Below are 22,317 nucleotides of genomic sequence, written 5' to 3'. Positions count from 1 at the left end.
CCTATGAAAGCGGACTTTTTTATCGACAGGCCCGTCTTTTCGACGGTGCTGTCCATCATCATCGTGATCGTCGGCGGCATCGGCCTCGCCCTGCTGCCCGTCGATCAGTACCCCCAGATCGTGCCGCCCGTGGTCCGCATCTCGGCCTCCTATCCGGGCGCCGACGCACAGACCGTGACGCAGGCCGTGGCCACGCCCATCGAGCAGGAGCTGAACGACACGCCCGGCATGATCTACATGGAGTCGTCAAGCTCCAATTCGGGCGGTTTTTCCGCCACGGTGACCTTCGATATCTCGACCGATCCCGATCTGGCGGCCGTGGACATCCAGAACCGCCTGAAGAAGGCCGAAGCGCGTCTTCCGGCCGAGGTGGTGCAGAACGGCATCTCGGTCGAGAAGCAGGCGGCCAGCAAGCTGATGACCATCACGCTGCTGTCATCCGACCCCAAGTTCGACGAAATCTACCTGAGCAACTACGCCACGCTCAACGTGCTGGACATGCTGCGCCGCGTGCCCGGCGTGGGCAGCGTCTCGAACGTCGGCAGCCGCTATTACGCCATGCAGATATGGGTCATGCCCGACAAGCTGGCCGACCTCGGCCTGACGGTCAAGGATTTGCAGAACGCGCTCAAGGACCAGAACCGCGAATCGGCGGCCGGCGTGCTGGGGCAGGCCCCCATGAACGGCATCGACGTGACGATTCCGATCACGGCGCAGGGCCGCCTGTCATCGGTCAGCGAATTCGAGGATATCGTCGTGCGGGCCAATCCCGACGGTTCGATCATCCGTCTGAAGGACGTGGCGCGCATTTCGCTCGAAGCCTCCTCCTACAGCACCGAGAGCGGTATCAACGGCGGGAACGCCGCCGTCTTGAATATCAACATGCTTCCCGGTGCCAACGCCATGGAGGTCGCCGGTTCGGTCAAGAAGGTCATGGAGGAGATCCGTGCGAATTTCCCGGAGGGAATCAGCTACGAGATTCCGTTCGACATGACCACCTATATTTCCGAGTCGATCCACCACGTCTACCGGACGCTTTTCGAAGCGCTGCTGCTGGTGATTCTGGTGGTCTTCCTCTCGCTGCAGAGCTGGCGCGCGACGCTCATCCCGATCGTGGCGGTCCCCATTTCGCTGATCGGCACCTTCGGCGTGATGCTCGTCTTCGGCTTCTCGCTCAACATGCTGACGCTGCTGGGACTGATTCTCGCTATCGGCATCGTGGTGGACGACGCCATCGTGGTGGTCGAGAACGTGGACCGCATCATGAACGAGGAGCATCTTTCGCCTTACGAAGCGACGAAGAAGGCGATGGGCAGCCTGAGCGGCGCACTGATCGCCATGTCGCTCGTGTTGTGCGCCGTGTTCGTCCCGGTGAGCTTCCTTGCGGGAATCACGGGACAGCTTTACCGCCAGTTCACCATTACGATCGCCGTTTCGGTGATCATTTCGACGGTCGTGGCGCTGACGCTCAGCCCCGTGATGTGTTCGCTTTTCCTCAAACCCGAAAGCGGGGAGAAGAAAAACCGGTTTTTCCGCCGCATCAATCTCGGACTGGCGACGGGCAACAGGTTCTACGGCCGGATGATTCGGGGGGCGCTGAAGCACTCGCGGCGCATGCTGGCCGCCTTCGGCATCGTGCTGGTCGGCATCTGGCTGATGAACCGTCTGGTGCCCCAGAGCTTCATGCCGCAGGAGGATCAGGGCTATTTCACCGTGGAGTTGGAGCTCCCCGAAGGGGCGACTATCGAGCGTACGCGCGAGGTGACCGACCGGGCCGTCGAGTTTCTGATGAACGATCCCGACGTGGAGTACGTGCTCAACGTGACGGGTTCGAGTCCCCGCGTGGGCACCAATCAGGCGCGCAGCCAGCTGACCGTGATCCTCAAACCGTGGGGCGACCGCGATTCGGACGGCCTGAGCGAGGTGATGCAGCGCGTGCGCGCCGAGATGTCGCGCTATCCCGAAAGCCGGGTCTACCTGTCGCGTCCGGCCGTGATTCCCGGTCTGGGCAATTCGGGCGGTTTCGAGATGGTGCTCGAAGCGCGCGGCAATACGACCTACGCCGAGCTGCAGCGCGCCGTCGATACGCTGATGCGCTATGCCGCGCAGCGGCCCGAACTCACGGGGCTCTCGTCGTCGATGCAGGGCGATATCCCGCAGCTCTATTTCGACGTGGACCGCGACAAGGCGCAGCTGCTGGGCGTCTCGATGTCGGACATTTTCTCGACGATGAAGGCCTTTACGGGGTCGATCTACGTCAATGACTTCAACATGTTCAACCGCATCTACCGCGTTTACATTCAGGCCGAGGCTCCCTACCGCGCCCAGCGCGACAACCTGAACCTCTTCTTCGTGCGCGGGGCGGGCGGGGTGATGATTCCCATCACGGCGCTCGGCACGACGCATTATACCACGGGTGCGGGCAACATCAAGCGCTTCAACATGTTCAACTCGGCGACCATTTCGGGCGAAGCGGCCCACGGCTACAGTTCGGGGCAGGCGATGGACGTGCTGGAGAGCATTGTCCGCAAGCACCTCCCGGCATCGGTCGGCGTCGAGTGGAGCGGACTCTCCTATCAGGAGAAGCACGTGGGCGGACAGACCGGGCTGGTGCTGGCGCTGGCCTTCCTCTTCGTCTTCCTGTTCCTCGCCGCACAGTACGAAAGCTGGTCGGTGCCCGTGGCGGTCATCCTGTCGCTTCCCGTGGCCGGCATCGGCGCCTATCTGGGCATCTGGATCTGCGGGCTGGAGAACAACATCTATTTCCAGATCGGACTGGTGATGCTCGTGGGGCTGGTGGCCAAGAACGCCATCCTGATCGTGGAGTTCGCCAAGGAGGAGATCGAGAAGGGACGCGACGCCGTCTCTGCGGCCCTTACCGCGGCGCACCTGCGCTTCCGCCCGATCGTGATGACCTCGCTGGCCTTCATCCTCGGCCTGCTGCCGCTGGTCTTCGCTTCGGGACCGGGTTCGGCCAGCCGTCAGGGCATCGGCACGGGCGTCTTCTTCGGCATGCTGGTCGCCATTACCGTCGGCATTGTCTTCGTGCCCTTCTTCTTCGTGTGGATTTACAGGATCAAAGCAAAACTGAAACGATGAAACGACTTACGATAATCATTCTGCTGGCCGCAGCGGCCGGAATGGTCTCCTGCTCGGCCGTGCGGCACTGCAAGGCGCCCGACGTCGATCTGCCGGAGCGCATCGCCGGGGAGGATTCCGACTCCCTGACCGTTGCCGACGTGCAGTGGTGGCGGTTCTACGGCGATTCGACCCTCTGCCAAATCATCGAACGCACGCTGGACAACAACCGGGACATGCTCGCCGCCGCCGCGCGCGTGGAGCGCCTGCGGGAGCTGTACCGGGTGAGCCGGGCCGAACGCCTGCCGTCGGTCACGGGAACCGCTTACGGCGACTACGAGACCAACGACTACGCCGGTGAAAAATCGAGCCGCGACCCCGGATTCGGGGCCAAAGTCACGCTCAGCTGGGAGCTGGATTTGTGGGGCAACCTGCGCTGGGCCAAACGCAAAGGGGGCGCCGAATACCTCGCTTCGGTCGAGGACCGGCGGGCGATGCGCATGACGCTGGTGGCGTCCGTCGCCGCGGCCTACTTCAACCTCATCGCGCTGGATAACGAGCTGTCGATCGTGCGGCGTACGCTCATTACGCGCAGCGAGGGACTCTATCAGGTGCAGCTGCGGTTCGAGGGCGGTCTCACCTCCGAAATGGTCTATCAGCAGGCGAAGGTGGAGTACGCCTCGACGGCCGCGCTGATTCCGGACCTCGAACGCAAAATCAAGATCATGGAGAACGGCATCCTGCTGCTCATGGGTGAAAATCCCGACCGGCGGGTGGTGCGCGGCAAGATGAATACCGATGCCGAATTCGCTGACAGCCTGCCCGTCGGACTGCCCTCCGGGCTGTTGCAGCGCCGTCCCGACGTCCGGTCTTCCGAGCAGCGGCTCCGTGCGGCGATGGCTGCAGCGGGCATGGCCTACGCCGACCGGTTTCCGCGCCTGACGTTCAATCTGACAGGCGGTCTCGAAAACGACGCCCTGAGCGGATTTTTCCGTTCGCCTTTCTCGTATGTCGCCGGGACGCTCGCTTCGCCGATCTTCGGTTTCGGCCGCAAGCAGGCCCGCTACCGTGCCGCGCTGGCGGCCTACGACGAAGCGCGTCTGGCCTACGAGCAGAAAGTCCTGACGGTCTTCAAGGAGGCCGACGACGCTGTGATCACCTATCGCAGCGCCCGCAAAACGGCGGCCTTGAAGCTGAATCTGCGCGATGCGGCGAGCAAATACGTCGAGCTGGCGCACCTGCAATACCGTGCCGGAAGCACCAATTACATCGACGTGCTGGACGCCCAGCGGCGCTATTTCGACGCCCAGATCGGCCTGAGCAACTCCGTGCGCGACGAGCATCTGGCGCTGGTGCAGCTCTACAAGGCGTTGGGCGGCGGCTGGACCGAATGACTTGGCGTTACAGATATGGACGAGGGGCGTAGTCATAGACCTGCGCCCCTTCGTCTGTTTTCTGTCGTATCTCCGGTGTTTCCCGGTCTGCAGCCGGTCGTGTCCCGCGATCGGCCATGTGCTCCATAGCCGGTCATGCACTCTGCGATTGGCCGTACGCTCCGGGATTCGCCGGCCTTGGGCATCGAAAAAGCCGCAGGAACCTGTCGAAACAGACTCCTGCGGCCGGATTGTGGAATTATATTCCCGGTTTAGAACCGTCTTTTGCCGTAACCGTCGCGGTTGTAGCCACCGCCGCCGCGGTTGCCTCCGTAACCGCCGCCGTTGCCGTGTTCGGTCTTGGGGCGGGCTACGTTTACGATGATCGTCATACCCTCGAAATCGGTGCCGTTCAGGGCGTCGATGGCGCTCTGACCTTGGCCCTCGTCGGGCATCTCGACAAAGCCGAAACCGCGCGAACGTCCGGTCTCCCGGTCTGTGATGATGTTAGCCGAAGATACCTCTCCGTATTGTGCGAAAAGTGCCTGCAAACTCTCGCCTGTCGTGCGGAAGTTCAGTTTTGAAACGTAAATGTTCATCTGTCTTTTGATTATGTGAAATGATGCTTGTTTATTTTGCGTATGCTATGTTGACCGCATTGAGTCCCCGTTGACCGCGTTCCGTCTCGAAGGTCACCAGCGCGCCTTCGGCGATGTCGGCCGGTGCGTTGCTGATGTGGAAGAAATATTTCTCCGTACTGTCGAGGTCCTTGATGAAACCGTAGCCTTTGTCTGTGTTGAAATGTTCCACGCGTCCCCGCAGTGCGACCGGCTCCTGCTCCTCCTTTTTGGGGACGAATACCGCGATGGTCTCCGCATCGACCTTCGGTTTGCTGCTCATGTCGGGCGGCGTGTCGGTAATCATGCCGTTCGCATCGACATACGCGATCATGTCGTCGAGCGAGCTGCCGCCCCTGTTGGCTTTGCGTTCCTCTTTGCGCTGTTGCTTCTCTAACTTCTTGCCTTGTTTTTTCTTCTCTAATTCTCTTTTGCTGAATGAAATCGCCATTAATTATATGATTAAAATGTGTTTGTTCCAGGCTTTCGCCGCCGTTGCCGCACGCCGCCGGATATGCTCCGTGCCGCGCTGTTGCTGGAGCGAGTCGGTATTCGAACAAAAAAAGTCGGTTTTGAAGGCTGAATCAGCGATGGAGAAGACCTGCTAAAGATAAGCGGGACAGTGTATTGCCAAGAAAGTTACAATATGAACTCGATTGTCCGGGTTGCCAAAGATAGGCATTATAATCGGAATATCTGCATTTATTTGCAGATATTTCGCTGCCGGTGCATTTCGGCGCTTTGGGCGGGACTTCTCCGATAAAAAAAAGCCACCGCTTTTGCGGTGGCTTGAGCCGAAACCGGGACTTGAACCCGGGACCTCTTCATTACGAGTGAAACGCTCTACCAACTGAGCTATTTCGGCTTGCCGGGAACATTAAGTTCCCTTTGGGACTGCAAATATCTGAAAAATATTTTTTTCAAACAACAATTTTTCAAAAATTCTCACATTTCTTACTATATTCGTGCAAAACTAACCCGATAATGATCACTTTTCTGGTGTGCCTTGCGCTGCTGGTGGCGGCGTATTTTACATACGGACGTTATCTGGAGCGTCTTTGCGGGGCCGATGCAGGGCGTCCCGTGCCTTCGGCCGTGTCGTTCGACGGCGTGGACTATATTCCGATGCCGATGTGGAAGACTTTCCTCGTCCAACTGCTCAATATCGCCGGTCTGGGGCCGATTTTCGGCGCCGTGCTGGGCGCGGCCTACGGTCCCGTGGCGTTTCTCTGGATTACGTTCGGCGGGATTTTCATGGGCGCGGCCCATGACTTTATCGCCGGCATGATCTCCCTGCGCAATAACGGCGCGAGCCTTCCGGAGACGGTCGGCACCTATCTGGGCAACGGCGTCAAACAGCTGATGCGCGTCTTTTCTGTCGGATTGATGGTGCTCGTGGGCGCGGTGTTCCTCTCGCAGCCCGCTTCGCTGATCGCCAACCGCATCGACGCTCCGGCGCTTTCGGGAATCGTCTTCGGCGATTTCTCGTGGCTGCTGCTGATCGTTCTGGGCGTCATTCTCGTTTATTATATCGTGGCGACCCTGCTGCCCGTCGATAAGATTATCGGACGCATCTATCCGGTTTTCGGCTGTGCGCTGCTTTTCATGGCGCTGGGAATCCTTGCGGTACTGCTTTTCAGCGGGAAATATACGATTCCCGAATTCACCTCTTTCCGGAACCAGATCGCCGATGCGGCGCGGTTTCCGATCGTGCCGATGCTCTTTACGACCATCGCCTGCGGCGCGATTTCGGGATTTCACGCCACGCAGTCGCCGCTGATGGCCCGCTGTCTTGGCTCCGAGCGTCAGGCCCGGCCCGTGTTTTACGGCGCCATGATCTCCGAGAGCATCATCGCCCTGATCTGGGCGGCTGTCGCCATGGCGTTCTGGAACGGCGTCGGAGGGCTGAACGCCGCGATCGCCGAATACGGCGGACAGGCGGCCGTGATGGTCGACGCGATCGCCCGCGACACGCTGGGCGAGGTGCTGGCCGGGTTCGTGATTTTCGGAGTCGTGGCCTGCGCGATCACTTCGGGCGACACGGCCTTCCGCTCGGCGCGGCTGATCGTCGCCGACTTTATGGGCGTCGAGCAGCGGAGCCTGCGCAAACGCATCTGCATCAGCGTTCCGCTCTTCGCTGCAGGTCTCGTAATCATATTCTGTCTGCCTTTTCAGACAATGTGGAGCTATTTCGCGTGGATGAACCAGACGCTGGCGATGGTCACGTTGTGGATGATTACGGCTTTCCTGAACCGGCACGGCCGCAACCGCTGGGTGGGGCTGATTCCGGCGACGGTCATGACCTACGTATGCTCGTCCTATGTCTTCGTCTCTCCGCTCATGTGCGGCATGCGCGACCGTGCGGCGGCCTACCTGCTGGGCGGGGCGGTGACACTCGTATTGTTGATAATTCTAATTTTTAAAATGCGGCGCGATGCAAAATCCCTGCCTTAACCCGACTGCCGACCAGACCTACGAGGTAATCGGCGAGGGACCCTATAATTTTGCCAAAGTACTGGCCCGTACCCGCGAAATGGAGCGTGCCGGAAATGTCGAGGAAGCCTGCAACGAGCGGTTTCAGGCCTTTCAGCGTTTTGCCGAGCTGGTGCCGGAGGACGAGGAGGTGAATCTCGAATGGAACCACCGCAATTCGCGCGCGGCCCTCGAACTGATTCGGGCGTCGGCCATCGACCATTTTCTGATCAACGACTTCGAAATGTCGGCGGCACTGCTCGAATTGCTGCTCGAACTGGACCCCGAAGACCATCTGGAGGGGAGTGAACTGCTGGCTTTCGATTATCTGGCCATGGACGAGCAGGAGTTGTTCGACGAGGTGATCAACGACGTGTCGGACAAGTATGCCAGCCGCGAAATCCTGCTGCTATGGTCGGCGTTCCGCCGCGGCGGGAAGCTGCCCGAAGGGGAGTTGCAGCGCTTCAAAACCCGCTTTGCGCCCTATTTCGCCGAATTTACGGCCGAGGAGCATCCCGCCGACGAGACTTACCTGCGCGATATCGAGAGCGAACGCCCTTCGCTTCGGGCGCAGGCCCGCGAATTGTGGTTGCAGACCGAAAACCTATGGTGTCTCTGGCCCGGATTCATCGGGGCGCTGCGCGCGGCCCGATGACGAACGGCAGGAGCTGAGGCGTCGCAGGGGGTGACGGCGGGTGACGGCATTACAGGGACGGAGACGTCGCAGGCTCCGCCCCTCCGGCCGCATGATCTCCGGCGCTATTTCTTGTGGCGTTCCAGATAGATCGAATAGAGCCTGAAATGCTCTTCGATCGCCTTTTTGTACCCTTTCAGGTCGCGGTTTTCGATGTATTTCAGCAGGTCGCGGTGCGTCACCAGCGCACCGGCCCGCTCCAGCTCCTTTTCGATCGGTTCCAGAAAGTCGCGGTACTTCTCCTTGACGAAATCCAGCACGGGATAGATGATGTCCTGAAATTCGGTGATGATCTTGTTTCCCGTGATTTCATAGAGTTTGGTGTGGAAACGGTGTTCGCTGACCGGGGCGTATTTATTGTTGCCGATGACCTGACTCATCTCGACGATCTCCTTCAGTTCGGCGACGTCGGCGTCGGTGAGGTTGCGGAAGATGTTGTCGCTGATGCCGATTTCGAGCGCCACGCGGAATTCGAGGATGTCGCAGAGCGTCGATTCGTTCATCAGCAGCGGATTGATGCACCGCTTCATGCCGCCGAGCAGCGACGGCTCGCCCAGCACCATGCCTTTCTTGGTGCGCGAGACGATCATGCCGGTCATCTTGAAGCGGCTCAGCGCTTCGCGCAGTACGGCCCGGCCGACGCCCAGCGACGCCGCGAGTTCCATCTCGTTCGGAATGCTGCATCCGGGGCGCAGACCCTGTTCCTTGAAGTAGGAGATCAGACTCTCCTCGACGCTGTCTACGAGCGTGGTGTTGTGGTTGGCTAACTTCAGTTCTTCCATGCGCGGGTGTCTCTTTGCCGGCGGGGCTTGTGCGGCTATTCGGTCTCTTTCCGGTTTCGGACCAGCTCCTTGAAGCAGTGGCGGCAGATCGCCTCGTAGGAGTCGGTTTCGCCCAGCATGACCAGCTTTTCGTCTTGCGTAAGGCGGTGCGAATGGTGCGCGAGGTTGCCGCAGCGGACGCAGATGGCGTGGACCTTGGTGACGTATTCGGCCGTGGCCATCAGCGCCGGCATCGGGCCGAAGGGCTTGCCGGTGTAGTCCATGTCGAGTCCCGCGACGATGACCCGCACGCCGCTGTCGGCCAGCTCGCGGCAGACCTCGATGATGCCGTCGTCGAAGAATTGCGCCTCGTCGATGCCCACGATATCGACGTCGGAGGTCATCAGCAGGATGTTCCGGGCCGAGTCGACCGGCGTGGAGCGGATGGCGTTGGCGTCGTGCGAGACGACCTCCTCTTCCGAATAGCGCACGTCGATGCGGGGTTTGAAGATTTCAACCTTCTGGTTGGCGAATTTGGCGCGTTTGAGACGGCGTATCAGCTCTTCGGTCTTGCCTGAGAACATCGAGCCGCAGATTACTTCGATCCAGCCTTTGCGGCTGGCGTTTTCCAAGAACATAAATCAGAGTATCGTTTGTTTCGGTTTGTTATTCGCACTCGTCGAGGCGGGTGATGCGGGCGCCGAGGGCGTTCAGGCGGCCGTCGATGTCGCGGTAGCCGCGGTCGATCTGGTCGATGTTCTGGATCGTCGAGACCCCCTCGGCCGACATGGCGGCGATCAGCAGCGCCACGCCCGCGCGGATGTCGGGCGAAGTCATGCGCGTCGCGCGCAGGCGTATGCGGTGGTCGTGGCCGATGACCGTGGCGCGGTGCGGGTCGCAGAGGATGATCTGCGCCCCCATGTCGATCAGTTTGTCGACGAAGAACAGACGGCTTTCGAACATCTTCTGGTGAATCAGCACGGCGCCCTTGGCCTGCGTCGCCACCACGAGGAAGATCGACAGCAGGTCGGGCGTGAGTCCCGGCCACGGGGCGTCGGCGATGTTCATGATCGAGCCGTCGAGGAAGGTCTCGATCGAGTAGTGGTCCTGCCGGGGAATATGGATGTCGTCGCCCTGCTGTTCGAAGCGGATGCCCATGCGGGCGAACTGCGCCGGGATGATGCCGAGGTTCTCGAACGAGACGTTCTTGACGGTCAGCTCCGACTGGTTCATGGCGGCCATGCCGATGAAACTGCCCACCTCGATCATGTCGGGCAGCAGCGTGTGCTCCGTGCCTCCGAGCGAATCGACGCCCTCGATGGTCAGCAGGTTCGACGCTATGCCCGAAATGCGCGCTCCCATGCGGTTGAGCATCTTGCACAACTGCTGCAGGTAGGGTTCGCAGGCGGCGTTGTAGATCGTCGTCGAGCCTTTGGCCAAGACTGCGGCCATAACGATGTTGGCGGTACCCGTCACCGAAGCCTCGTCCAGCAGCATGTAGGTGCCCTTCAGCTCTTTGCCTTCGACCATGAAGAACTCGTCGGCGATGTCGAAGTTGAATTTCGCGCCGAGCTTCTGGAATCCGATGAAGTGGGTGTCGAGCCTGCGGCGGCCGATCTTGTCGCCGCCCGGCTTGGGGATGTAGCCCACGCCGAAGCGGGCCAGCATCGGGCCGATGAGCATCACCGAACCCCGCAGGCGCGTGCAGCGCCGGCGGTAGTCCTCCGTGCGCAGATATTCGAAGTCGATCTCCTTGGCGCAGAAGCTGTAGGTGTCTTCGGCGAGCTGTTCGACCTCGACGCCCATGCGGCGCAGCAGCTCGATGAGCTGCATGACGTCCAGAATCCGGGGGATATTGTGCACCGTGACCCGTTCGGGAGTCAGCAGCGTGGCGCAGAGTATCTGCAACGCCTCGTTTTTGGCGCCTTGGGGCGTAATGCTACCGTGAAGGCGGTGGCCTCCTTCGACTTTGAAAATTGCCATATGCGTGATAATTAACTGCGGGACCGTGTTTCCCGCCGGATTCCGCTCCCGGCGGCGCAGCCGCAGGATGTGCCGTCGGCGGGCTTTCGTCCCTCCTCTTCTTGACAAAGTTAAAAAGATTTCGTGCTTTTTGCCCGGCTTTTTTGAATTATTTTCGTGAAAAATTTTTGCGGATAACTTTTTTGTTGTACTTTTGCAATCCGTAAAAATGTCTGAAACAATAAAAAGTATATAGCTATGGCAATGAAGAGAACTTACCAGCCCTCGCGCCGGAAAAGAATCAACAAGCACGGTTTCCGCAGTCGTATGGAGACGGCGAACGGCCGTAAGGTGCTGGCTGCACGTCGCGCGAAAGGTCGCAAGAAGCTGACCGTATCGGACGAATCGACGTTCAAGTACGCTTAGTTCCCCGTTAGGAAAGAGTGAAAGCCGACGCAAAGTCGGCTTTTTTTGTTTATCTTTACCGCCGGCCGCCGGCCTGATGCCGGAAACTCGTTGCGGGGTCTCTCCGCGGGAAACTGCGGGCGGCGCAAACCGTAAAACCGTTGAAGATGCTTACTATCAGACGAGCTGTGGAGACCGACTGCGGACTGATCCGCAGTCTGGCCGACGAGGTGTTTCCGGCGACTTACCGCGAAATTATCACCTCGTCGCAAATGGATTACATGATGAAGTGGATGTATGCGCCCGAAGTCTTGCGGCGTGAGATGCGCACCGGGGTTGCGTGGTTCATCGCCTCGTCCGACGGCGAACCGTGCGGGTACCTTTCGGTGCAGCAGGAGGCCGAAGAGTTGTTCCATTTGCAGAAAATCTACGTGCTGCCCCGTTTTCAGGGTCTCGGCGTCGGGGAATTCCTGTTCCGCCATGCTGTGGAATATGTTCGTTCGGTGCATCCCGCGCCCTGCAGGATGGAGCTGAACGTAAACCGCAGCAACCGTGCAGTGCGTTTTTACGAGAAGATGGGCATGCGCAAGCTCCGCGAAGGCGATTTCCCGATCGGCGACGGCTATTACATGAACGATTACATCATGGGGCTGGAGATCGAATAGCCGCTCCGTATGTGTCGGAGAGGGGGGCTTTTCGCCGGATGATATAAAAGGATGTCTGAAAAGACATCCTTTTTTAAGATCGGTGCCGGTGCTTGTTTCCCGGTCGCCGTATGTCGCCATGGCGACATACGGCAGCCGCGGGAAAGTCGGCCGTTATTTGCCCTCGGCCGTCTTGAACAGATCGACTTCGCCGCGCTCGACCTTGCCGTGCATGTCGGCCAGCTCGGCGATTACCGGAGAGATGAATTCGAGCGTGTCGGCGACGGCCGACTTTTCGCCCTCGCCCTTGATGCGATAGAGCATGGCGGCGTACAAGGCCCTGAAGCACAACTCCGTGTCGTTCATGCCCGGATTGCCCAGCACGGCGCGCAGGCGCGGCAGTTCGGGTTCGAGACGGGCGTATGTCCTGCGGTAGTGCTCGCCGACGGGGAGCTTCATCAGCTGCAGGTGCAAATCGTGCAGGTCGCCGATCAGGTGGAGCGTATGTTCCAGATGCCCTTTTTCGTCTTTGCCCTCCTGATGCAGCAGGTTGGCGATGTCCATGTACCAGAGCAGGAATACGTGCTTCTGCTCGTCGGCGATGTCCTTGCGGGGGGCTATGAGCGTCGAGAAGATCGCTTCGGGGCTGAATTGCAGCGCCCGCAGCAGGTCCTCCAGCTGCCAGAGGTAGAGGATGTATTCGGCGATGTTTTCCCGGCGTTTGGCTTGTGCTATGTCCATGCTGATCCGCGCTTATTTGGTCGGTTTGATCCACCGCTGCGGCGCGCCCGCACGGTGTTTGAGAAAGTACTGCTGCGATTTCAGGAGGTTGCGCGACTGCAGCACCATGTTCTTGGTCTCGGTCAGGATCGTCAGGTAGAGCATCGACGCCTTGGTGTTGGACCGGGCTTCGTTGATGCGCCCAAGCTCCGATTTGATGGCCTCGGCGATCGACTCGAACAGCTGGTCGCGCAGCGCCAGCACCATCTCGATCTCCGTGAAGTCGCCGTCGCGCAGCATCTGGTTGATGTGACGGTAGATCGACTCCACATCGTCGTTGATCGACATCAGGTCCTTGGCCTGCTCCTTCGACAGTCCTTCGTGGTTGTTGTCGATATGTTCGAACGCAGGGCGCGTGATGTGCATCAGCGCCTTGGTCATTTCGTTGAGGTAATCCACCACCTGCACGTAGTAGTGGGCCGTGTTCACGTCGCCGCTCTGCAACTTCTTGAGCGTGGGCAGCAGCGTGTATTTGCGTTCGCGCGACTGGTAGAAGAGGTCGTTCGACTCCTTGACCATGTCGCGCAGCACCTTGCGGTTCTCCTTGAAGACGGCGATCAGCGTGCGGTCGTAAATCTTCGTGGCGCACTCCATCGTGTGGCAGACCTCTTCGCGCAGGTTGGCGATGATGTCCTCGTTGGTGCGCGTGTCGGCGTTGGCCGCCGTGGGGGAGGCGGATTTGCCTTTTTTCAGGAAGTTGCTGTGGATGAGCATGTAGCCGCACAAGAGGGTGACGATGACGAATGCGACGGTTCCGCCGTAGATCAGGGCCAGCCCCACGACGAATGCGATCAGGAATCCGCCCAGCGCCGTGATGAACCAGCCGGCGACGACGGTCATGACGCCCGAAATGCGGTATACGGCGCTTTCGCGGCCCCATGCGCGGTCGGCGAGCGACGAACCCATGGCCACCATGAAGCAGACGTAAGTCGTCGAGAGGGGCAGTTTGAGCGACGTGGCGATGGCGATCAACATGGCCGAGGTCGTGAGGTTTACCGTGGCGCGGATCATGTCGTACGGCGCGCCGCTGTGTTCGATGTCCTCGTATTCGAAGCGGCGCGAAATGGCGGCCCGCACGCGCGGCGGGATGACCCGTTCGATGCCGGCGTTGATGTTGAGTGCCGCGCGGACGATCGTGCGCGAGAGGACCGACGAACCGTACTGCTCGGTGCCTTCGTCGCCCTGCGCCGAGAGCGACAGCTCGGTTTCGGTGACGTGCATGGCCTTTTTCGAGGTCCAGAGCGTGAGTATCATGATGGCGCCCGCGGCCAGCAGGATCAGGAAGTTGGCCGGAACGTTGTCGTTCAGCACGCCCATCAGCATTTGGGAATCGCCGCTGTGCCGGGCGATCGAGTAGGCGTCGAATCCGGCGACGGGTACGCCGATGAAGTTCACCAAGTCGTTGCCCGCGAAGGCCAGCGCCAAGGCAAAGGTGCCCGAAAGGATCGTGATGCGCAGGATGTTGATCTTGAACCGCTGTATGAAGAAGAGCAGCAGCGAGCAGACGACCCAGCAGATCAGGAGCGACAGCAGCAGGTGATTGTCCACCATCGTGACGAAATCGTGTCCCGCCAGAATGGATTTAAGCCCTTTGAAGACGGCGAAGTAGACGATCGCCGTCAGCGAGGCGCCGCACCACATCGACCCGAAGCGGCGGAACGGAAGCGTGTAGCGGAACGAGAAGATCGTGCGCGAGACGTACATGACGAAAGTTCCGCAGGTGAAGGCGATGACCACCGACAGGAGGATCGCCGAGACGATGCCCATGGCGCGGGAGGTGTTGATGAACTGTCCCAGCGCGCCGACGCCGAGGTCGGGGGTGTTTGAGATTTTGTAGATCGACACGGCGATGGCCGATCCGAGCAGGCAGAAGATCAGCGATACGGTGGTCGAGGTAGGCAGTCCCCACGAATTGTAGAGGTCCAGCAGGATGATGTTGGCGAACATCACGCCCAGATAGAGCATCATCACTTCGTGGAAGGTGAAAAGTCCGGGATTGAACATGCCGCTGCGGGCGACCTCCATCATGCCGCTCGACGTTACTACGCCGATGATGATGCCGATCGAGGCGACGAGCAGGATGGTGCGCATGGGTGCGGCTTTGGAGCCGATGGCGGAGTTGAGGAAATTGACTGCGTCGTTGGTGACGCCGACAAAAAGACCGGATATGGCGAGAATGCCCAGAATGCCTACAATGACAGTGTAGATTTCACTCATGTTAGGGTTTAGTGCAAATTGTGAACAAATTTACGCCATTTTTCCCGATGAAACGGTTTTGCCGCCGAATATTAACATTAATTTAACATGGAGTTTCGCGGATGCGGCGGTAGAATTGACGCTCCAACGCAGAACCGGATGAATGAGCGGGCGCCGTGCTTTCCTCATGCCGGATTTTTCTGCCGTGTTTCTGCGTTGCATTCGGATAACAGCCGGAGAAAATGCCGTCCCGGCGCGTCGTTCCATGAAAAAAGGGCAGGACCCCTCGGTCCTGCCCGCTCTTTTCGGCCGGAACCGTTTGTCCTGCCCTTTCTCTTCGGCCGGGGCCTACTCCTCGTCGGTGTCGGTGTAGGCCTTCAGCAGCTTGTCCTGCACGTCGGCCGGAACCGTTTGTCCTGCCCTTTCTCTTCGGCCGGGGCCTACTCCTCGTCGGTGTCGGTGTAGGCCTTCAGCAGCTTGTCCTGCACGTCGGCCGGAACCTGCTCGTAGGAGGAGAATTTCATCGAGTAGGTCGCCGATCCCGACGTGAGCGACGAAAGGGTCGTCGAATAACGGTACAGCTCGGCCAGCGGAACCGTGGCGTTCAGGCGGTCGAAGCCCTTGTCGGACTCCATGCCGGCGATCATCGCGCGGCGGTTCTGGAGGTCCGACATCACGGCGCCCATGTAGTCGCTCGGCACGAGGACCTCGACGTTGTAGATCGGCTCCATGATCTTGGGTCCCGCGTTGCGGAATGCCTCCTTGAAGGCGTTGCGCGCCGCCAGCTTGAATGAGATTTCGTTCGAATCCACCGGGTGCATCTTGCCGTCGTAGATCACTACGCGGATGTCGCGGGCGTAGGAACCCGTCAGCGGGCCTTCGTCCATCTTCTCCATGATGCCCTTGAGGATGGCGGGCATGAAGCGCGCGTCGATGGCGCCGCCCACGATCGCCGAGTAGAACTGCAGTTTGCCGCCCCACGGCAGGTCGTATTCCTCCTTGGTCTTGGGGTTGACGACCATGTCGCCCTTGCCCGGAACCTTGTAGTTCTTGGGTTCGGGCATGCCCTCGTAGTAAGGCTCGATGATCATGTGCACTTCGCCGAACTGGCCTGCGCCGCCCGACTGCTTTTTGTGGCGGTAGTCGGCCTGCGCCACCTTGGTGATGGTCTCGCGGTAGGGAATCTTCGGCGCGATATAGTCGTACTGGAGGCGATTCTCCTTTTCGATGCGCGTGCGGAGGATATTGAGATGATGCTCGCCCTGACCCTGTATGATGGTTTGTTTCAGCTCCTTGGAGTATTCGACCAGAATCGTCGGGTCCTCGAATTTGGCGTCGTTGAGCACCTTGCCCAGCTTCTCCTCGTCGCCCTGCTCCTTGGCCTTGACGGCGGCGCGGTAGCGCGGTTCGGGGAATACGATCGGTTCGACGGTCACCGGCGCCGACGGCGCCGCGAGCGTGTCGTTGGTGCGCGTGCCCTTGAGTTTGACGGTGCAACCGATGTCGCCCGCCATGAGTTCGGTGACTTTGATGCGGTTCCTGCCCGCTACGGCGAAGAGCTGCGACACCTTCTCCTTGTTGCCCGTGCGGGTGTTCACCAGCTCGGTGCCCTCGGCGATACGGCCGCGGATCACGCGGAAATAGGTGATCTCGCCGATATGCTGTTCGACCTGACTCTTGAATACGAAAGCCACGGCGGGCGCCGTCTCGTCGGCCGCGATCTCTTCGCCGTCGGTCGAGAGGAAGTTCGGGGCCTTCAGCGGGCCGGGAGCGACGTTGATGATGAACTCCATCAGACGCTTGGTGCCGATGTCGCGCTTGCCGCTGGTGCAGAAGATCGGCATCACCTCGCGTTTCGAGAGGCCGATTTTCAGACCCGCGCGGATGTCGTCCTGCGTGAGCGTGCCCTTGTCGAAGTACAGCTCCATGAGGGCTTCGTCGTGTTCGGCGGCCATCTCGACCAGCTCCTTGTTCAGCTCCTGAGCCTTGTCCAGCTCTTCGGCGGGAATTTCCAGCTCCTCGCGGTGGCCGTCGTTGTCCTTGAAACGGTACATCTTCATCAGCAGTACGTCGATGAAGGCGTTGAATTCGGGACCCTGATTGACCGGGTACTGCACGATGACGGGCTTCACGCGCGACGAGGCGCGGATCGACTCGACGGCGGCCTCGAAATTGGCCTTGTCGGCGTCGAGCTGGTTCACTACGCCGATCACGGGTTTCTGCAGCAGACGGGCGTAGCGGGCCTGAATTTCGCTGCCGACCTCCCAGCCGTTCTGGGCGTTGAACAGGAATACGCCCACGTCGCCCACCTTGAACGCCGAGAAGAGACTTCCGCAGAAGTCGTCCGAGCCGGGGCAGTCGATGATGTTCAACTTGCGGTCCATGAATTCGGTGAAGAGGATGGTCGAATAGATCGAGCGCTTGTATTCATGCTCGATATCCGTGTTGTCCGAGAGCGTGTTGTTCGTCTCGATACTACCCCTGCGGTCGATGACCTTACCCTCGAAGGCCATCGCTTCGGCAAGGGTAGTTTTCCCCGTGCCGGGCGCGCCGATGAGTACGATGTTCTTGATCTCTTTAGCTGAATAATTTTTCATATTCCCGTGTGGTTTTAAGGTTTTCGGGTGGTTCGGGGCGTCGCCGGAGGTGTTCCCGCGGGGCGTATTCCCGGTTGCGGAAGCCGCCCTTTCCGGGATTTTCCGGTTAGCCGACTATAAATATACAAAAAAAACGGGATAACCAAACCGGGGCATGAAAAAATCGCCCTCAGGAGGCGATTTTTCGGTCTAAAAAAGGAATGTCGAGCCACGTGAGCTTTTTCCAGAGCCACTCGACGGGACCGTGCGAATGGCGGCGCAGCCATATCCGGCAGAAGGCGTACTGTACGAGGATGATGCCCACGCCCGCGAGTGTGCCGTAGATCACGTCCACGTGGCGGTAAAGCCCCATGCCCCAGTTGTAGAAGAGCGCCGTTCCGAGCAGCGATTGCAGCAGGTAGTTGGTCAGGCTCATGCGGCCGAAGAAGGTCATGCCGTGCAGCGCCCGCCGGAATCCCGGCCGGCTGTACCACAGCAGGACTACAGCCGCGACGATGGCCGTCGCCGTCATCAGGTTGCGCATCGCCTCGAACGGCACGAGCCATGTGCCGAGAATACCGGCAGCCAGCAACCCGCCCCAGATGCGCCGGTTGCGGCCTTCGTCGTAGAAGAGCCGGTAACGGCCCGCCAGCATGCCCAGCACGAACATCAGCAGCGTCTGCGTGGCGCGGCCGTGTTCCAATCCCCATGCGAACGAGCTGATCGGCCCGTAGGCGAGGCTTGCGCGGGCGCTCTGGGCGAAGGTTCCCGTGGCGAGGGTCGGATAGAGGGTCTCCATGCCTTCGATGCCGCGCAGCGAGAGCGTATGGCCGCTGAAGTGCTGGTAGAGTTCGAGCGGCTGGATGAAGAGCAGCGCCGCTATGACCCACACCCAGCGGTTCGGGAGTTTGCCGATGGGGATCATCAGCAGCCCGAAAACGGCGTAATAGGTCAGCACGTCGCCGTTGTAGATCGCGGCGTTGACCAGCCCGATTATGAACAGCAGCACCATGCGCCATGCGAACCGCAGCGAGAAGTCGTTGCCCCGCTGGGCCTGATTGTCGCTCTGGATGAAGAAACTCAGTCCGAACAGCAGTGCGAAGATGGCGTACATCTTGCCCGAAAGCAGGAATCCCAGCGCGCCGGCCACGGTTTGCTCCCAGCCGCCGAATCCGGCGCGGAGGTAATCCAGCCCGCTCCAGTAGAGGTTGAAATGCTCGCGGGCGTGGAACAGGATGATGCCCGCCACGGCGATGCCGCGCAGGGCGTCCGCCACTTCGATGCGGGTGTTGGGGAGGTTGGTCGTGCGGTACATTTTCGTCGGTCAGGAGTTAAAAGCGCAGGCAATCCCCGTCAGCGCTTCGACGGCCCGGCGGCCCTCGTCGCCCAGCGAGAGCGAATAGTCGTTGACGAAAAGTGCGATGTGCGCGTCGATCACGGCGTCGTCGAGTTCCTGCGCGTGTTCCTTGATATATGCGCGCGACGCTTCGGGGTGCGCGAAGGCGTATTCGATGCTTTGGCGGATGAGGGTCTCGACCTGCCGCCGCACCGCTTCGGGCAGGCTCCGTTTGGCCGCGATGCCGCCCAGCGGCAGGGGCAGCGCGGTGGTCTGCTCCCATAGCTGTCCGAGGTCGGCGACCAGCTCCAACTGCCGCTGCCGGTAGACGAAACGCCCCTCGTGGATCAGCACTCCGGCGTCGAAATCGCCCCGCTCCACGGCGGCGGCGATCTGCGAGAAGAGCAGGGGCGTGCGCTCCGTAATCCGGGGGAAAAGGCGCATCATCAGTGCGTTGGCCGTGGTGTGGACTCCCGGTACGGCCACGCGGCGGATCGGCGACCGGTCCCCCGCGCGGCGCACCAGCAGTGGTCCGTTGCCGCGTCCGAGCGCCGCGCCGCTGTCCAGCAGCGCGTAACGGTCCGCAACGGCGGGCAGCACGGCGCAGCTTATCTTGCTCACGTCGGCATCTCCGGCCTGCACCCCGCGGTTGAGCGCCTCGATGTCGCGGTATTCGACGTCGAAATGCAATCCGCCCGTGTCGATGCGTCCGTTCAGGAGCGCGTCGAACATGAAGGTGTCGTTCGGGCAGGGCGATATGCGCAGGCGGAGCGTCACCGTTTCTGCGCTTCGGTGATGTTGCGCGCGTTCTCCTGATCGCGGTTGCGGTTGCGCCTGCCGCCGTAGCGGCCCAGCAGCCAGCCCGCCGCGAAGGTCAGCGCGAGGACGATGATGTCGATAAATACGTTGGCCAGCCAGCGCTGGATGGCAGGGGCGAACTGCCAGATCAGAATGAAGACGACCAGTATCAGGATCAGTCCCGCCCAAAGTGTCCATTTTTTATTCATCGTTTCCGAATATTTGGGTTAATGTTGCGGTAAGGTTTTCGACGGCCAGCCCTCCGGCCCATCGGTCGAAGGGTTCGCCGACATAGTTCGACACGGCGCGAATCTGGCAGCAGGCGACGCCCAGCGCTTCGCACACGGCGAAAAAGGCCGCGCCCTCCATGTTTTCGATTTCGGGCAGCGCGCTTTGCCCGTCCGTGCTGTCGATTCCGGGCAGCGAGCCTTGTCCGTCCGTGTCATTCGTGTCGCCGATCACAGGCAGCGCGTTTTGCCCGTCCGTGCCGCTCGTTTTTTCGATCGAGGACTGCATGTCCGAGGTCTGTTCCGGGCTGTCCGCCCTCTCTCCAGCCGGTTGCAGCGCCTGTCCGGCCGGGGCCGAAACTGCGTCGCCGGACTTCGTTTCCGGCTCCGGAATCTCGAACCCTGTTTCCCGGAATTCCTGCTCCTGCTCCCGGAACTCCTGCTCCCGGAACTCCTGCTCCCGGAACTCCTGCTCCCGGCCCGTCTCCCGCAGGCCGTCTCCCGAACGGTTTACCGTAACGCCCGCCGCGAGGGGCAGTCCCAGATCGGGTCCCGAAGTTTCGTATTCGCGGGCGTAACGTTCCGGAATCCCGGCGATCCGCTCGGTGACCACTTCGACCACCTCGCCGCGCTGCAGGCTCCGGTCGTACGCCCCCGCGATGCCTGCGAGCACGACCAGCTGGGGCTTGCGGGCTTTCACGGCCCGGATCGTCGCGGCCGCGATCTCCGCTGCGCCGACTCCGGCCACGAAGACCGGATCGCGGGGCTGGGTGAGGATGAACGCCTTGGCCTCCTCGATGGTGGGGAAAATGAAAATCCGCTTCACGTTACCGGCCTACTGCGGCTTCGAGTTCCTCGACCGTGATCGGAATTTTCCTGTCGCCCAGCATGCGGCTGCCCTCTTCGGTGACCAGAATGTCGTCCTCGATGCGGATGCCGCCGAAGTCGCGGTACGCCTCCAGCGCGTCGTAATCGACGATGCCCTTGTAGAGACCCTCGGCGCGGCACTTGTCGATCAGCGCCGGGATGAAGTAGAGTCCCGGTTCGTCGGTCATCACCGTTCCCGGTTCGATGCGCCACGCCGCGCGGTAGATGCAGGTTCCCGACTTGGCGGCGCGGTCGGCGATCGTCGAGAAGTCGAAACTCCGCTCGCCCATCGCCTCGCAGTCGTGTACGTCCATGCCCAGCCCGTGTCCCAGTCCGTGGGGCATGAGCATCGTCATGGCACCCGAAGCCACGGCGTCGGCGGCCGTGCCCTTGAGCAGTCCCAGCGCCACCAGCCCTTCGGCCAGCGTCATGTAGGCGGCGTTGTGTATCTCGGTGTACATCATATGCGGCTTGACGATGCGCGCCACATGGTCGTGTGCCGCCAGTACGACGTTGTAAATCTCCTTCTGCTTCTGCGTGAACCGGCCGCTGACGGGGTAGGTGCGCGTGTGGTCCGAGCAGTAGCCGTCCACGGTCTCGCAGCCTGCGTCGCACAACAGCAGCCGCCCCTGCTCCAATACGCCGTCGGCGTTGAGGTTGTGGAGCGTCTCGCCGTGCTGCGAGACGATCGAGGGGAATGACAGGCCCGAACCGCTGGATTTGGCGATGCCCTCGATGGCGCCCGCAATCTCGCGCTCGATCACACCGGGGTGGCACATATGCATCGCCAGCGTGTGCATATGGTAGCCTATCAGGAACGCGCGTTCCATCGCCTCGACCTCCTCGGCGCTCTTCTTCTCGCGCATTTCGGCCACGGCGAACATCAGTTCGACCGACTTGTAGTCGTGCAGCAGTTCGGGCTTGATGCCGAGCAGCGCCGACAGCTGGAGCTTCGTCTCGCCGCGGTAGGGCGGCAGGTAGTGGATCTTGCGGCCCAGCGAAACGGCTTTGCGGAGCCGCTTTTCAAGTTCGGCCATGGGGAACGTCGCCGTGACGCCGACTTCGGCGCCCAGTTCGCGCAGCGTGGGCTGCGGACCGGTCCAGATGATGTCCTCGACCGTGAAATCGTCGCCGTACAGCGCCTCTTCGCCCGTGTCGGCGTCGATCAGGCCCGCCAGCGACGGGGTGTTCAGCCCGAAGTAGTAGCGGAACGACGAATCCTGCCGGAAATAGTAGGCGTTGTTCGGATAGTTGTTGGGCGAAAGGGAGTTGCCCGGCAGCAGGATGATCCCTGAGCCGATCTTCGTACGCAGCATGTTGCGGCGCGCAGCGTAGGTCTTAGCTGAAAACATAGTATGGCGTTTTAATTTGCATTCCGTTTGCGGCGCCTGCGGCCCGTCGGCGCAGGGCTTGTGCGGCGGCACATTCTCCACCTCTTACAAAAATAGTAAAAATATGACAAGCCCGCGCCCTGCGGCGGCTATTTTTTGCGGAAAGGCTTCTGCGGAGGGTGCGGACGGGGGTAAATGTC

The 22,317-nt window shown here is 60.7% G+C and carries 19 protein-coding genes and 1 tRNA gene; 6 read left to right on the top strand and 14 right to left on the bottom strand.

Annotated elements, in window-relative coordinates:
• Nucleotides 1-3 precede the first annotated feature (3 nt).
• Together ALFI_RS06340 and ALFI_RS06335 are read left to right on the top strand one after the other, a co-directional pair.
• Nucleotides 4-3,099, top strand: a complete 3,096-nt coding sequence (locus ALFI_RS06340) for an efflux RND transporter permease subunit (protein ID WP_014775207.1) — start codon at nucleotides 4-6, stop codon at nucleotides 3,097-3,099.
• Nucleotides 3,096-4,472, top strand: coding sequence for an efflux transporter outer membrane subunit (locus ALFI_RS06335; protein WP_014775206.1), 1,377 nt, complete (start codon nucleotides 3,096-3,098; stop codon nucleotides 4,470-4,472). Before ALFI_RS06340 ends, ALFI_RS06335 begins: the two co-directional genes overlap by 4 nt.
• Before the next feature lie 251 nt (nucleotides 4,473-4,723).
• On the opposite strand, the gene ALFI_RS06330 is transcribed toward ALFI_RS06335, so the two are convergent.
• From ALFI_RS06330 to ALFI_RS06320, 3 genes are all read right to left on the bottom strand, one after another.
• A complete protein-coding gene (locus ALFI_RS06330) occupies nucleotides 4,724-5,050 on the bottom strand; it encodes an RNA recognition motif domain-containing protein (RefSeq protein ID WP_009596802.1) in 327 nt (108 codons plus the stop codon).
• Nucleotides 5,051-5,081: 31 nt separating this feature from the next.
• Entirely contained in the window at nucleotides 5,082-5,519 is a 438-nt protein-coding gene (locus ALFI_RS06325) for a cold-shock protein (RefSeq protein WP_009596899.1), read from the bottom strand.
• A 341-nt stretch (nucleotides 5,520-5,860) separates the two neighbouring features.
• A tRNA-Thr gene (locus ALFI_RS06320) sits at nucleotides 5,861-5,933 on the bottom strand.
• Between the two features lie 119 nt (nucleotides 5,934-6,052).
• On the opposite strand from ALFI_RS06320, the gene ALFI_RS06315 reads away from it, so the two are divergent.
• Nucleotides 6,053-7,522, top strand: a complete 1,470-nt coding sequence (locus tag ALFI_RS06315; RefSeq protein ID WP_014775205.1) for a carbon starvation CstA family protein — start codon at nucleotides 6,053-6,055, stop codon at nucleotides 7,520-7,522.
• A complete protein-coding gene (locus ALFI_RS06310) occupies nucleotides 7,503-8,195 on the top strand; it encodes a hypothetical protein (RefSeq protein WP_009596908.1) in 693 nt (230 codons plus the stop codon). The genes ALFI_RS06315 and ALFI_RS06310 overlap by 20 nt, the downstream gene beginning before the upstream one ends.
• Before the next feature lie 104 nt (nucleotides 8,196-8,299).
• On the opposite strand, the gene ALFI_RS06305 is transcribed toward ALFI_RS06310, so the two are convergent.
• Genes ALFI_RS06305 through murA form a run of 3 tightly spaced genes read right to left on the bottom strand, consistent with a single transcriptional unit; the run spans nucleotide 8,300 to nucleotide 10,978 of the window.
• Nucleotides 8,300-9,016 (bottom strand): FadR/GntR family transcriptional regulator, encoded by a 717-nt coding sequence (locus tag ALFI_RS06305; protein WP_009596814.1) that lies wholly within the window; start codon nucleotides 9,014-9,016, stop codon nucleotides 8,300-8,302.
• A gap of 35 nt (nucleotides 9,017-9,051) precedes the next feature.
• Entirely contained in the window at nucleotides 9,052-9,633 is a 582-nt protein-coding gene (locus ALFI_RS06300) for a thymidine kinase (RefSeq protein WP_009596798.1), read from the bottom strand.
• Nucleotides 9,634-9,661: 28 nt separating this feature from the next.
• Entirely contained in the window at nucleotides 9,662-10,978 is a 1,317-nt protein-coding gene (murA, locus tag ALFI_RS06295; RefSeq protein ID WP_039939764.1) for a UDP-N-acetylglucosamine 1-carboxyvinyltransferase, read from the bottom strand.
• Between the two features lie 243 nt (nucleotides 10,979-11,221).
• Here murA and rpmH point away from each other — a divergent pair, with 243 nt between their 5' ends.
• On the top strand, nucleotides 11,222-11,383 hold the full coding sequence (gene rpmH / locus ALFI_RS06290) for a 50S ribosomal protein L34 (protein ID WP_009596923.1): 162 nt from the start codon (nucleotides 11,222-11,224) through the stop codon (nucleotides 11,381-11,383).
• A 146-nt stretch (nucleotides 11,384-11,529) separates the two neighbouring features.
• Entirely contained in the window at nucleotides 11,530-12,027 is a 498-nt protein-coding gene (locus tag ALFI_RS06285; protein WP_009596925.1) for a GNAT family N-acetyltransferase, read from the top strand.
• Between the two features lie 153 nt (nucleotides 12,028-12,180).
• Here the strand turns inward: ALFI_RS06285 and ALFI_RS06280 are convergent, their stop codons facing one another.
• From ALFI_RS06280 to ALFI_RS06245, 8 genes are all read right to left on the bottom strand, one after another.
• A complete protein-coding gene (locus ALFI_RS06280; RefSeq protein WP_009596837.1) occupies nucleotides 12,181-12,747 on the bottom strand; it encodes a DUF4924 family protein in 567 nt (188 codons plus the stop codon).
• Nucleotides 12,748-12,759: 12 nt separating this feature from the next.
• Nucleotides 12,760-15,003, bottom strand: coding sequence for an inorganic phosphate transporter (locus ALFI_RS06275; protein WP_014775202.1), 2,244 nt, complete (start codon nucleotides 15,001-15,003; stop codon nucleotides 12,760-12,762).
• A gap of 419 nt (nucleotides 15,004-15,422) precedes the next feature.
• A complete protein-coding gene (locus tag ALFI_RS06270) occupies nucleotides 15,423-17,579 on the bottom strand; it encodes an elongation factor G (RefSeq protein WP_009596881.1) in 2,157 nt (718 codons plus the stop codon).
• Nucleotides 17,580-17,748: 169 nt separating this feature from the next.
• Entirely contained in the window at nucleotides 17,749-18,873 is a 1,125-nt protein-coding gene (locus ALFI_RS06265; protein ID WP_014775201.1) for a DUF418 domain-containing protein, read from the bottom strand.
• 9 nt (nucleotides 18,874-18,882) lie between these two features.
• Nucleotides 18,883-19,671: a 1,4-dihydroxy-6-naphtoate synthase gene (locus ALFI_RS06260; protein WP_014775200.1), complete on the bottom strand. Its 789-nt coding sequence runs from the start codon at nucleotides 19,669-19,671 to the stop codon at nucleotides 18,883-18,885.
• The gene (locus ALFI_RS06255; protein ID WP_014775199.1) at nucleotides 19,668-19,901 is read right to left on the bottom strand and encodes a hypothetical protein; all 234 of its coding nucleotides are present in this window, start codon (nucleotides 19,899-19,901) and stop codon (nucleotides 19,668-19,670) included. The genes ALFI_RS06260 and ALFI_RS06255 overlap by 4 nt, the downstream gene beginning before the upstream one ends.
• Nucleotides 19,894-20,745 (bottom strand): phosphorylase family protein, encoded by an 852-nt coding sequence (locus tag ALFI_RS06250; RefSeq protein ID WP_014775198.1) that lies wholly within the window; start codon nucleotides 20,743-20,745, stop codon nucleotides 19,894-19,896. The genes ALFI_RS06255 and ALFI_RS06250 overlap by 8 nt, the downstream gene beginning before the upstream one ends.
• Nucleotide 20,746: 1 nt before the next feature.
• On the bottom strand, nucleotides 20,747-22,138 hold the full coding sequence (locus ALFI_RS06245) for an aminopeptidase P family protein (RefSeq protein WP_014775197.1): 1,392 nt from the start codon (nucleotides 22,136-22,138) through the stop codon (nucleotides 20,747-20,749).
• Between the last annotated feature and the right edge of the window lie 179 nt (nucleotides 22,139-22,317).

It is taken from the genome of Alistipes finegoldii DSM 17242 (genome assembly GCF_000265365.1).
GTDB lineage: Bacteria > Bacteroidota > Bacteroidia > Bacteroidales > Rikenellaceae > Alistipes > Alistipes finegoldii.
Note: the sequence above shows the minus strand (reverse complement) of the source record. Positions and strands in the feature narration are given on the sequence as shown.